The sequence below is a fragment of the Gammaproteobacteria bacterium genome (assembly GCA_017999615.1).
GTDB lineage: Bacteria > Pseudomonadota > Gammaproteobacteria > JAABTG01 > JAABTG01 > JAGNLM01.
The window spans coordinates 251789-262558 of record JAGNLM010000002.1; the positions used below are offsets into that span (position 1 = coordinate 251789).

Consider the following 10770-nt stretch of genomic DNA (forward strand, 5'->3'; position numbering starts at 1 on the left):
AACGAAGTTCGCGAAGCTCGGGGCCGAGCGCAGGCCGATGGGGAGCCAGAGCTGAACCGCCGGGGACGGGCTGCCGGCCTCAGGCCGGCCCGGGCCCCCGGTCGATCCGGGATCCGGCGGGGGAGACAAAGGCTGCTCAGCCACTGCCCGCCTCAGCTCGCGGGGCGAACGGGGCGCTCAGCGGCCCTGGGACGCAGCGATGGCCCGCTGCGTCCAGCGGTAGACGTAGTCGACGCCGCTCCACAGGGTCACGGCGCCGGCGAGCCAGACCAGTGCCACGACGAGCCCTTCGGGCAGCGGCACGCCCGCCAGCCGCCCGACCACCACGCCGAGCAGCAAGAGCTGCGCCGCGGTGGTCGCCTTGCCGGCCACGGTCGGCTCCATCTTCAGGCCCCCGACCAGCACCTGATAGGCGATGGCGCCGGCAACGATGACGACGTCGCGCAGGACCACCAGGGCCGTGAGCCATACCGGCAGGTGCCCCAGCCAGCCGAGGGCCAGGAACAGGGACACCAGCATGATCTTGTCGGCAAGCGGGTCCAGGATGGAGCCGACCTTGGACCCCCAGCCGAAGCGCCGGGCGAGGAACCCGTCCAGGGCGTCGGTGAGGGCCGCGAGCACGACCAGCCCGAGCGCGGTCCGGTAGTGCGAGACCCCGAGCGCCCACACGGTCGGCGGCACCAGCGCGATGCGCAGGACGCAGAGCGTGTTGGGCAGGAGACTCCAGCTCACGGTGACAACTGGAAGGCCCAGTCGGGGCTCCCCTCCACTGGAGCCAGGGCGCCGCCCGCCGAGAGCGAGCGCGAGATCGCCTCCCGGTCCCCGTTCGGCTTGACGTGGAAGGTCACGCGGCCCGGGTCGAGCTGCGCGGGTTGCGCGCTCTTCACCCCGCCCGAGGCGACGAGCTCCCGGCGCGCCCGCAGGTACGCCGTGTAGCTGTCCACGCCGGTCACCACCAGATTGGGCGGGGCCCGGCCGTCGGCCGCAGTCACCGCGCCAGCGGCAGCAGTGGCAGTGGCCGCAGCAGCGACCGGCGCCCCGGCGGTGGCCCCTTGCGCCGCTCCGCTCGCCGTGGCGGCGGATCCGGCCGGGGAGCCCTGCCCCGCCGCTCCACCCGAGGCCGCCTGGGCCGTCCCCGAAGCCTGCCCGGCGGGTGCACCCCTGGCGTACCGGGTCGCGACCGCGTCACCCACCCGGTCGAGCCCCTCCTCCACCACCTTCTCGAGCCGCTCGCCGTCGACGTTGAACTGCTCGGGCGTGCCGCCCGAGACCACGGTCCAGCGACTCTCCCAGAGGCCCGGCACGCGCTCGCGCGCCTGCCCGAGCACCACGACGTCCGCCGGATAGCGCCGGGACGCGGCGGTGACCCGGTCGACCGCACCGGCCTTGACGTCCTCGGCGCTCACCCGGCCGCGGTCCTCGCCGGCGAGCGAAGGCAGCGCCAGGGGCAGGCCCCGCGCCCGGGACCGGGACCGCACCACCGCATCCACGGCGGCCGAGTCGCCCGCGCCCAGGAGCTCGGGCTGCCCGTCGCGCTCCACGGCGAGCCACACCAGCGTCTGGGGCCGCACGTCACCCCACACCGGGAGCCCGGCCTGGCGCACGAGTTGGTTCACGGCGGCCGGGTCGTAGCGCGCCCAGAGCCGGCTCGAGGCGCCCGCCCCCGGTCGTGCGCCGCCGCCCGCGTCGGGGGCCGCCCCGTAGCCGTACTCCCGCACGTAGCGCGAGGGGCTCTGCAGGGCCCCGCTCAGGACCCCCGTGGGAGGCACGCGCCGCTGGCCCGAAACCCGCACCACCACCTCGAGCAGCCCCCGGCGCAGCGCCCGATCGCGCTCCGCCGCCGCCTGCCCGGCGACCGGCCCTTCCGTCTCGTAGAGCCCGCTCACGGTCGCTGCCGGCGGCGCGGCACTCCACGCCAACCCGAGAACGGCCAGCACCCCGCCTGCCAGAAAACGACTCACGCCCGCGTCCCACCTCTCGGTCAGAATGATGCCGCAAGCTATGCAAGCCCCCTCGGCAAGTCAAGGTTTGCGCGGTTTCGCGCGGGGCGACTAGCATATCCTCCATGACCACGAGCGAGCCGACGGCATGACCACGACCGACCCGACGGGCCTCACCTACCGGGACGCCGGTGTCGACATCGACCGGGGCAACCGCCTGGTCGAGCGCATCAAGCCCATCGCCGCAGCCACTCGCCGTCCCGGCGTGCTGCAGGGCCTCGGCGGGTTCGGGGCGCTCTTTGAGCTGCCGCTCGACCGCTACCGCCACCCCGTGCTCGTCTCGGGCACCGACGGCGTCGGCACCAAGCTCAAGCTCGCCATCGCGAGCGGCCAGCACGACGGGATCGGCATCGACCTCGTGGCGATGTCCGCGAACGACATCGTGGTGCAGGGCGCCGAGCCCCTCTTCTTCCTCGACTACTACGCCACCGGCCGGCTCGACCTCGAGGTCGCCACCCGGGTCATCGCCGGGATCGGCCGCGGGTGCGAGATGTCCGGCATGGCGCTCGTGGGCGGGGAGACCGCCGAGATGCCCGGCATGTACGCCGACGAGGACTACGACCTCGCGGGCTTCGCGGTGGGGATCGTGGAGCGTGACGCCATCATCGACGGCAGCCGGGTCACGCCGGGTGACGTGGTGCTCGGCATCGCCTCGAGCGGCCCGCACTCGAACGGCTACTCCCTCATCCGGCACGTGCTCGAGGTCTCCTGCGCGGACTTCGAGGAGGACGTGGAGGGCGCGCCGCTCATCGACCGCCTGATGGCGCCGACCCGGATCTACGTGAAGCCGCTCCTCGAGGCGATCCGCCAGGCCGACGTGCGCGCCCTCGCCCACATCACCGGCGGCGGCATCACCGAGAACCTGCCCCGGGTGCTCCCGCGCGGGACGCGGGCCGCGATCCGGGTCGACGCCTGGCCCCGCCCGGCGGTCTTCCGGTGGCTGCAGAAGACCGGCCGGATCGCCGAGAGCGAGATGCTCAGGACCTTCAACTGCGGCGTCGGCATGCTGGTCGTCGTACCGCCCTCCGCCGTGGACACCGTCGCCCGGGTCCTCACCACGGCGGGCGAGACCGTCTGGCCCGTGGGCGTCATCGAGGCCGACGAGGGCCCCGCGCCGCACGTGGTGTACCGGTGAAGCCGGACCGGCTGCCGGTCGTCGTCCTGATCTCCGGGCGCGGGAGCAACCTGAAGTCCATCCTCGACGCGGTGGCCGCCGGGCTGCCTGCCGAGGTGCGCTCGGTCATCAGCAACCGGCCGGGTGCGGGCGGGCTCGCCCACGCCGCCGCGGCCGGCGTGCCGACCGAGGTGGTGGACCACACCCGCTTCGCCACGCGGGAGGCGTTCGAGGCGGCCCTCACCGAGGCCATCGACCGCCACGCCCCGGGGCTGGTGGTGCTCGCCGGCTTCATGCGCGTGCTCGGGCCCGAATTCGTGCGCCACTACCGGGGCCGGCTCATCAACATCCACCCCGCGCTGCTGCCAGCCTTTCCCGGGCTCGACACCCACCGGCGCGCCATCGCGGCGGGCGCGGCCGAGCACGGGGCGAGCGTGCACTTCGTCACCGAGGAGGTGGACGCCGGCCCCGTCATCCACCAGGCCCGCGTCCCCGTGCACCCCGGCGACACCCCCGAGATCCTCGCCGCCCGCGTGCTGGAGCAGGAGCACCGGCTCTACCCCCAGGTCATCGGCTGGATCGCCGAGGGGCGGGTCCGCCTGGAGGGGGATCGGGTGGTCCGGAAGGACAGCGCGGCGGGGTGAGGCGAGCGGCCAGCAACACCGCCTTCAGGAACCCCCGAAGGATGTTCACCTCCGTGCGGTCGAGCCGCGCCCGGTGGAACAGCCGCCACAGCCGCCGCATCAGGTAGCGCGGCGCCGCCGGGTCGAGGAAGCCGATGGCCGTCGCGGTCTCCTCCAGGTGGGCAAGGAGCCCTTCCAGCTCCGCCGCGGTCGCAGGCCTGGCGTCCTCCGCCTGCGGCGAGGTCCGCCCCTCCGTCAGCGGATCCGGTCCGGCGACCCCAGCCACCCGGGCCACCTCCGCAGCCGCGATGTCCTCGGTTGACCCAGCCGCCGTCGCCGCCAGGGCCGCCACCCGCAGCTCGTACGCCACCACCTGCGCCGCAGCCGCCAGGTTGAGCGACGAATACTCCGGGTTGGCCGGGATCCGCAGGAGGTACTGGCAGCGCTCCAGCTCCCCGTTGGTGAGCCCCGAGCTCTCGCGCCCGAGCACCACCCCCACCGGCCCTCGCGCCGCCGCCTCCAGCAGCACGGGCGCGGCCTCCCGAGGGGACAGCTCAGGCCACTCCAGCGTCCGCCGCCGGGCGCTCGTCCCCACCGTCAGCACGCAGTCGGCGAGCGCCGAGGGGAGATCATCGAAAAGGGTGGCGTGATAGAGCACGTCGTCCGCCCCCGAGGCCCGGGCGGTCGCCTCGGCGCTGGGGAACTGCTCGGGCCGGACCAGGGCGAGCCGCGACAGCCCCATGGTCTTCATCGCCCGCGCCACCGCGCCGATGTTGCCGGGGTGGCTCGGCTCGACCAGGACGAAGCGAATGTTTCGGAGAGAGTCGAGAGACATAGGCCAGGGCCCAGGCGTGGTGCCGCTCCGCCCGGTCCAGGATGGCGACCAGCGCACCGGTGTCAGCGATGGCCCAGGGCGTGTCGACCGAGACCTTCCAGATGCTTCGGATTGGACCCGAGGTCGTCGATCCCGGAGTCGACGACGCCGCACACATCCTTCATGACGTCATAGAGGGTCGGCCGATCCCCACCCGCAGGCGGACCCCCCGGTGCCCCATCGAGGACCAGGCGAAGACCTTCCTCCACCAGGTCCTTGAGCTTGCGGCCGCGCAAAGCGGCCTCGGCCTTGGCCCTGCGGAACAAGTCGTCAGACAGTTCAACCGTTGTGCGCATAAATGCACATAACCATCTTTATGCTGGGACGTCAACGGCAACCTCTTGGAACGTCTCCCGCTGCCCCTCTCCCGTGGGAGGCGCGCCCTCGCGCCGATGCGGCGCCCCGGTCGCTGCTACAATGCCCGGCCACCCGACACGAGCTGCCTCCTCCGTGCACCCCCTTCTGACAATCGCCATACGCGCCGCCCGCGAGGCCGGCAAGGTCATCGTCCGGGAGATGGACCGGGTCGACGCCCTGGACGTCACCACCAAGGGGCTAAACGACTACGTGAGCGAGGTCGACCGCCGCGCGGAGCGGGCCATCATCGCCACCGTCCGGCGCAGCTATCCGGACCACGCGATCCTCGGGGAGGAAACGGGGGCGGACGGCGTGGACGACCACGTCTGGGTGATCGACCCCCTGGACGGCACCACCAACTACCTGCACGGCTTCCCGGTGTTCTCGGTCTCGATCGCGATCAAGTACCGGGGCAAGGTCGAGCACGGCGTCGTCTACGACCCCCTGCGCAACGAGCTCTTCACCGCGACCCGTGGCCGCGGCGCCCAGCTCAACAACCACCGCGTCCGGGTCAGTCGGCGCACGGGGCTGGAGGGCGCGCTTCTCGGTACCGGCTTCCCGTTCCGCGACCTGAAGGACCTCGACGCCTACCTGGCCATCTTCCGGGAGCTGCTGACGAAGACCGCCGGGATCCGGCGTCCCGGATCGGCGGCCCTCGACCTGGCCTACGTCGCCTGCGGGCGCCTGGACGGCTTCTGGGAGTACGGCCTGAAGGAGTGGGACATGGCGGCGGGCACACTGCTGATCCAGGAGGCGGGGGGGGCGGTCAGCGACTTCGAGGGCGGAGAGGCGTACCTCGCGACGGGCAACGTCGTCGGGGGCGGGCTGCGGGTGCAGGGGGCGATCCTGGAGGTGGTGAGGAGGCTCGGGGCCCGGCCCTCCGTGGTCGCCGATGCGGGGACCGAGTCCGTGGTCAGTGCGAGCCCGGCCTCGGAAGGCAATCCCGAGGAAATTACCGCGGCGGCCGCGGGGGAGCAGCCCGAGGCCCGGAAGACGGCGAGGATCCTCCGCAAACCCTCGCGGGCGCCGAGCAGACCTCGAGGCTCGTAGGGCGGCGGGCACCAGGGTGCGGTCCACCCGGCGCGGGATCAGGGCCCGACGAGCTGGTCATAGTCCGCATGGCTTCCAATCCAGAACCAGAGCAGGCCGTCGTCCACCTCAACAGCGAGGGCACGGTATCGCAGCCCTACGCGTACACGTACAGATCAGTTAACGCCCCCCTTCTGGAGGTGGAGCGAAGGATGCTCTGGATGGCGGCTCAGGAGCTCATGGCTCCGGTCAGCCACCCCTTGCACGGAAGCCGGCAACGCCCGATAGGCAGCCCGGAAGGAAGGGCTGGCGAAATGATTCACAGCTTGCTGGATCTGCCCGCCTTGTGATCGGCAATTGCCGCGTCGGCGAGGGCATGGAGCCTGCCGGAGGCCGCATCATTAGCGATCTGCTCGTCCCAGGCATCCGCGTCGAATCTCTCGTACCAGGCCCGGAAGAGCCTGAGCTGGTCCCGGGGCAGCCTTGAGACCGCCTTCTCGATGTCCTCCAGTGTCCTGGCCATCGTCGATGTCTCCTGCGGTTGACCTCTCAAAGCGCGGTCAGCGAACAGAGGTGGCCCCGGAGGCCTGCGCTTCCAGCCCGCCCTCCGCCTCCATGTGCGCCACCGCAAGCCGCTGCTTGCGCGCCGGCCAGGCGTCGGCGTCGAAGACCCGGGCGAGCGCGCGCTCGATGTCGGCCGGCCGCGTGTGCTGGCCCTCGACATCCCATTCCACCCATCCTGGATTGTTCCATGGACAGTGTGATGGACGCCATCGCGCAACCTACACCCCCTTGGCGGAACGCGCTCACGCCGCCGGCCGCTTCAGTGTGAGCTCGGCCCGGATCTCATCGTAGGGAACCCAGACGCCCCCTGCGGCATCCTCGACGAGACCGACTTCCTTCAACTTCGCAACGTCCTCATGAACGCGCTTGACGTCGCGACCCAGCCGACGGGCCAGCTCCCGGACCGCGAGCGGACCTTCCGCCTGGAGCGTGCGAACCAGTGCCCACCGGTTCGGCGTGAGGGTGCGATGCAGTCCTTCGACGGACTCGAAGGTGAGCAGCTCGCCTTGGGCCACACCGCTTTCCCAAACCTCCCGAAACCGGTCGAGCCCCGCGGTGAGACTCTCGACACACACCGTGACCGTCCTCATCGCCCTTCCTCTTGTGCCACGTCTGCCAGGAAGTCCGCCAGCAGACGATCCAGGGACACGAAGCGGTAAGGCTCCTCCCGGCCCAGGTAGTGCCGGTGGTCACCCTTTCCGCGCTCATTGTCGTAGCCAACGATTCGCTCACCACCCCGCACGTAAGCCAGCCTGTACTTATATCCGTGCGGCCTCTCCGGATCGCGATCCGGCAACCTCCAGATGACCTCCTCCACCAACGCCCCGCTATCGAGTTGAATGCGATTGCGATATAGGAGGGTGGCGGCCATGTTGGCGATGCTGCCAACGGCTTATACGGTGTGTCAAGATAGGCTGGTGTCGCCCTGCGCCGTCATTTCGCTGGCTCACCACCAGCCCTCAGCCAACCTTGACAGCGTCAAAAAAGCTGGAGTCCTCAAACCTTGGCCTCACGGCAGCAGAACCTCCGGCCCACGTCCCCGCTTCTGGACCTAAAGCATGCCCCCCCCACCTCGCTATATTCCGCGAGCCAGAGAACAAACCCGTCGCGAGCCCCGGAGGCTCTTTTCCCTCCGACGTACATTATTTGTCAATATCTGCAAAATGCGACGAGCCAAGCACGACTCTGCTGCGCCTGAACGGGAACGCAGAGGAGGGAAACTCGATAAGGGTAAAGGGTGCCCTTCATCGCTAACGTTTCTGTCAGCAGAACGCGAGTGCACCAGCAGGGTCCGGCGGGTTTAAGCGCCTGCCAGCGACACTGCTCGGGCCACGGCCCGGTCCTCAGGATAGACCGCACGATGGCACCCCCCCGACGCAGTACGCCCCCCCAGCATACTCCCGGAGAGCCAGTGCAGAACCGCGCCACCCGCGCGCGGACGCTCACCGGCCTGCACCGAAGCTTATGATGGGGTCCACGGCCACTCGCTTCGCGAAGCTGCTCGCTTGGCGCCCGGGCGCCTACCTGCGCGCGAGCGGCGTCCTCTTCACGTGGCTCTCGATCCGGGCGTTGGCACAGACTGCGCTATTTATCCTTGTGGCCCGTACACTAGGTGCGGACGGCTATGGCTCGCTAATAGCCGTCATGGCCGTAGCGACGTTCTTCACACCCCTGGCTGGACTCGGCGGACAGGCACTACTCCTGCGTGACGGGGCGCGGGACCCGCAAAACCTTGCAAGGCACCTCGGCGATGCCCTGCGCCTATGGGCCATCAGCGTGTTACCCCTCTGTTTTCTCGCCTTCCTCGCCTGTCGCCTGCTGATCCCGACCGCCCTGCCCGCCTATGCCGTGGCAGCCATTGTGCTGGCTGATCTAGCCGGTTCCAGCTTACTGGAGCTACTTGCGCGCGCCTGGCAGGCAATCCAGCGCATGGGTGCCTTTGGCGCCGTTATGGCCGGCCTAATCCTCGCGCGACTCCTGACGTTCCTCGCATTCCTTACCGTCTCTCCTCTCACACCCGCTCACTGGGCCATCTGGTATGCGGCAGCTACAACGTGCTACCTCGTATTAGTGCTTGTCGTCGCAATCCAGCACTTACCCTCCCCGCTTGTCTCCACCAAGCCCACCCGGCACCTCGCCCTCGCAGCCCTTCCCTTCGCTTTCGCGGGAACAGCCATTCGCCTCCAGGCAGAGGCCAACAAACCCATCCTCGCGCGATACGAGGGCCTCTCCGGCGCCGGCACTTTCGCCGCCGCCCAGCGCATCACCGAACTGCTCCTCCTGCCGCTTCAGGCTCTCTTAGAAACCCTGATCCCCCGAGCGTACAAAGCCCCAGACCCTTTTGAGGCTACCCTCCGGCTCGGTGTCCTAACACTGGGGGCGGCAGCCGCGGCCGGCGCTGCCCTGGCCAGCACAGCCCCACTCCTCCCCTACTTCCTCGGTCCAAGCTTTGAGCCGTCACTTCACGCTGTACGCTTGCTCGCGGCCCTGCCCACCTTCTTCGTCGTCCGCTCACTACTCACAGTCGCCCTAGCGGCCCTCGATGGCCAACGCCATCTCCCCGTAGTTTATGGAACAGCCGCTGGTACCGGCGTTCTCGCAACCTCCTGCTGGGTGCCACAATATGGCCTCCCAGGCGCCGCCGCTGCTCTATATGCGAGCGAAGTCGCGAGCATCCTCATCCAACTCATTCTCCTCCGGACCAAACGAAGATGAATGACCCCAGTAACGACCTCTTTGCCATCTACGCTACCCATTACCGAAGAATGGAGGTTGTTGAACGGTTACCAGCAGACCCCGAGAAACTAAAGCGCGACCGCCTTCCCCCTTGGATTACTGATGTAGCATCCGATGCCCGCGTCATAGATCTCGGCTGTGGTCAGGGCCACCTTCTCGCCGCGCTCCAGCGCGTAGGCTTCACGAACCTGTCCGGCGTCGATATTTCTCCCCAGCAGCTCGCCGTGGCGCGGGTTCTACTGCCACCTTCTGTTGCTCTCCAGCGTGCTGAACTGCACCCCTTCCTCGCGAGCCAGCCCGACCACTCCTATGATCTAGTATTCCTCAACGATGTGTTGGAGCATCTTCCGCGCCATGACACCTTGACCGTTCTGCGACACCTTCACCGCGTTCTCGCCGCCAAAGGACGCCTGAGCATACGCGTTCCAAACTCCTCAACCCTCATCGGCGCATTCACGCAGACGATTGATTTCACACACGTTACGCACTTTTCTGAGTACTCGCTCATTCAGGTACTGGAAGCCGCCGGCTTTTCTCCAGACGGCCTACACTTCGACCGCCAAGCACCTCGCCTGTTCTGGTCCTCGCAACACCCGAACCGTGCCCTCCTGCGATTAATAAACCGCTTACGCTGGCACACAAACAATTGGCTCCACCGAGTTCTCTATAGGCTGCTCGACATGCATCCACAACCAACAATATTCGATACAAACTTAGTCATTTCCGCCATCAAATGAAGCCCTCTCTCCTAATTATCCTTCCGGATCTCGCGCCTGGTGGAGCCCAGCCAATGAACATTCGCCTTGCCCAGCAACTAGCCCAGCGCGGCTGGCAGCTGCGCATCGCCGTTCTCTTTGACCGCCACGAGTCGCTGACGTCTACGGCCCTGAAGGACTTGGATGTGCGCCGCATGCGCGCAACCGGACTCTTAGGCAAACTTGCCTTACCCCTTCGCCTGGCACGTATGGCACGTGATAGCCACGTTCTCTTGGGAGGCATGGAGCTGGCAGCGACCACCTACGGCCACCTGGCAGCCCGTCTATCATCGAGACCGTTTCTCTCGTGGACGCATATAGCCTTCCACAAGCACCAAACCGCTACTGCGTGGTCCGATCGCTGGGTTGCCAGATCAGTGTACCGCCACGTACGCTGGATAGTTTTCCCCTCGCACGGAGCAGCTGATTCCCTAAGCACAGCACTTGGCCAATGTCCCCGGAGCGGGCAATGGCAAGTCATCGAGAACTTCCTTCTTCCACAGCACAACGCTCTCATACACCCACCACCCCTCCCCGACGCCTTCTCAAAACCCGTCGTCATCGGACTAGGCCGACTGGTCAAGCAAAAAGCCTTTCATCGCCTGATTTGCGCCCATGCGATGCTCCGCGACCGAGGCGTGGACCATCACCTGGTCCTTCTCGGCGACGGTCCGCTCCGACAGGAGCTACTCGCCCTTGCTACGCGCTTGGGGGTAGA

At 68.4% G+C, this 10770-nt stretch carries 15 protein-coding genes (1 of these 15 running past the window's edge); 6 read left to right on the forward strand and 9 right to left on the reverse strand.

What is annotated here, in order from left to right; genetic code table 11:
• The 3 genes in view from hda to KA217_04220 are tightly spaced (at most 48 nt apart) and all read right to left on the reverse strand, a layout consistent with a single transcriptional unit that may run on beyond the window.
• Nucleotides 1–129, reverse strand: the beginning of a protein-coding gene (gene hda, locus KA217_04210) for a DnaA regulatory inactivator Hda (protein ID MBP7711651.1). Its footprint begins 765 nt before the window's first position; 129 of the gene's 894 nt are visible here — the first part of the coding sequence; it begins with the start codon at nucleotides 127–129; the stop codon falls past the left edge of the window.
• Between the two features lie 48 nt (nucleotides 130–177).
• Entirely contained in the window at nucleotides 178–732 is a 555-nt protein-coding gene (locus tag KA217_04215; protein MBP7711652.1) for a CDP-alcohol phosphatidyltransferase family protein, read from the reverse strand.
• Nucleotides 729–1961 (reverse strand): DUF2066 domain-containing protein, encoded by a 1233-nt coding sequence (locus KA217_04220; protein MBP7711653.1) that lies wholly within the window; start codon nucleotides 1959–1961, stop codon nucleotides 729–731. The genes KA217_04215 and KA217_04220 overlap by 4 nt, the downstream gene beginning before the upstream one ends.
• Nucleotides 1962–2088: 127 nt before the next feature.
• On the opposite strand from KA217_04220, the gene purM reads away from it, so the two are divergent.
• Nucleotides 2089–3135 carry a phosphoribosylformylglycinamidine cyclo-ligase gene (gene purM, locus KA217_04225; protein MBP7711654.1) on the forward strand — a complete coding sequence of 349 codons (1047 nt, stop codon included), beginning with the start codon at nucleotides 2089–2091 and terminating at the stop codon, nucleotides 3133–3135.
• Nucleotides 3132–3758 (forward strand): phosphoribosylglycinamide formyltransferase, encoded by a 627-nt coding sequence (locus KA217_04230; GenBank protein ID MBP7711655.1) that lies wholly within the window; start codon nucleotides 3132–3134, stop codon nucleotides 3756–3758. The genes purM and KA217_04230 overlap by 4 nt, the downstream gene beginning before the upstream one ends.
• Here the strand turns inward: KA217_04230 and KA217_04235 are convergent.
• Both KA217_04235 and KA217_04240 read right to left on the reverse strand, forming a co-directional pair.
• Nucleotides 3682–4572 carry an RNA methyltransferase gene (locus KA217_04235; protein MBP7711656.1) on the reverse strand — a complete coding sequence of 297 codons (891 nt, stop codon included), beginning with the start codon at nucleotides 4570–4572 and terminating at the stop codon, nucleotides 3682–3684. The two genes, KA217_04230 and KA217_04235, sit on opposite strands and share 77 nt — an antisense overlap.
• A gap of 62 nt (nucleotides 4573–4634) precedes the next feature.
• Nucleotides 4635–4877 carry a hypothetical protein gene (locus tag KA217_04240; protein ID MBP7711657.1) on the reverse strand — a complete coding sequence of 81 codons (243 nt, stop codon included), beginning with the start codon at nucleotides 4875–4877 and terminating at the stop codon, nucleotides 4635–4637.
• 184 nt (nucleotides 4878–5061) lie between these two features.
• Here KA217_04240 and KA217_04245 point away from each other — a divergent pair, with 184 nt between their 5' ends.
• Nucleotides 5062–6018 (forward strand): inositol monophosphatase, encoded by a 957-nt coding sequence (locus KA217_04245; GenBank protein ID MBP7711658.1) that lies wholly within the window; start codon nucleotides 5062–5064, stop codon nucleotides 6016–6018.
• A gap of 298 nt (nucleotides 6019–6316) precedes the next feature.
• On the opposite strand, the gene KA217_04250 is transcribed toward KA217_04245, so the two are convergent.
• The 4 genes from KA217_04250 to KA217_04265 all read right to left on the reverse strand — a co-directional run bounded on the left by KA217_04250 (nucleotide 6317) and on the right by KA217_04265 (nucleotide 7432).
• Nucleotides 6317–6520, reverse strand: coding sequence for a hypothetical protein (locus KA217_04250; GenBank protein ID MBP7711659.1), 204 nt, complete (start codon nucleotides 6518–6520; stop codon nucleotides 6317–6319).
• 37 nt (nucleotides 6521–6557) lie between these two features.
• Nucleotides 6558–6731 carry a hypothetical protein gene (locus KA217_04255; protein ID MBP7711660.1) on the reverse strand — a complete coding sequence of 58 codons (174 nt, stop codon included), beginning with the start codon at nucleotides 6729–6731 and terminating at the stop codon, nucleotides 6558–6560.
• Nucleotides 6732–6803: 72 nt separating this feature from the next.
• A complete protein-coding gene (locus tag KA217_04260; GenBank protein ID MBP7711661.1) occupies nucleotides 6804–7151 on the reverse strand; it encodes a MarR family transcriptional regulator in 348 nt (115 codons plus the stop codon).
• The gene (locus tag KA217_04265) at nucleotides 7148–7432 is read right to left on the reverse strand and encodes a hypothetical protein (protein ID MBP7711662.1); all 285 of its coding nucleotides are present in this window, start codon (nucleotides 7430–7432) and stop codon (nucleotides 7148–7150) included. The genes KA217_04260 and KA217_04265 overlap by 4 nt, the downstream gene beginning before the upstream one ends.
• A 596-nt stretch (nucleotides 7433–8028) precedes the next feature.
• On the opposite strand from KA217_04265, the gene KA217_04270 reads away from it, so the two are divergent.
• The 3 genes from KA217_04270 to KA217_04280 form a co-directional block, all read left to right on the forward strand.
• On the forward strand, nucleotides 8029–9276 hold the full coding sequence (locus tag KA217_04270; protein MBP7711663.1) for an oligosaccharide flippase family protein: 1248 nt from the start codon (nucleotides 8029–8031) through the stop codon (nucleotides 9274–9276).
• Entirely contained in the window at nucleotides 9273–10034 is a 762-nt protein-coding gene (locus KA217_04275) for a class I SAM-dependent methyltransferase (GenBank protein MBP7711664.1), read from the forward strand. Before KA217_04270 ends, KA217_04275 begins: the two co-directional genes overlap by 4 nt.
• Nucleotides 10035–10087: 53 nt before the next feature.
• On the forward strand, nucleotides 10088–10770 hold a 683-nt coding region (locus KA217_04280; GenBank protein ID MBP7711665.1), incomplete at its 3' end, for a glycosyltransferase.

Excerpts from the sequence above, each read along its gene's own strand:
- purM (MBP7711654.1), top strand. The coding sequence starts at position 2,089 with ATGACCACGACCGACCCGACGGGCCTCACCTACCGGGACGCCGGTGTC.
- KA217_04235 (MBP7711656.1), bottom strand. The coding sequence starts at position 4,572 with ATGTCTCTCGACTCTCTCCGAAACATTCGCTTCGTCCTGGTCGAGCCG.
- KA217_04250 (MBP7711659.1), bottom strand. The coding sequence starts at position 6,520 with ATGGCCAGGACACTGGAGGACATCGAGAAGGCGGTCTCAAGGCTGCCC.
- KA217_04260 (MBP7711661.1), bottom strand. The coding sequence starts at position 7,151 with ATGAGGACGGTCACGGTGTGTGTCGAGAGTCTCACCGCGGGGCTCGAC.
- KA217_04265 (MBP7711662.1), bottom strand. The coding sequence starts at position 7,432 with ATGGCCGCCACCCTCCTATATCGCAATCGCATTCAACTCGATAGCGGG.
- KA217_04270 (MBP7711663.1), top strand. The coding sequence starts at position 8,029 with ATGGGGTCCACGGCCACTCGCTTCGCGAAGCTGCTCGCTTGGCGCCCG.
- KA217_04275 (MBP7711664.1), top strand. The coding sequence starts at position 9,273 with ATGAATGACCCCAGTAACGACCTCTTTGCCATCTACGCTACCCATTAC.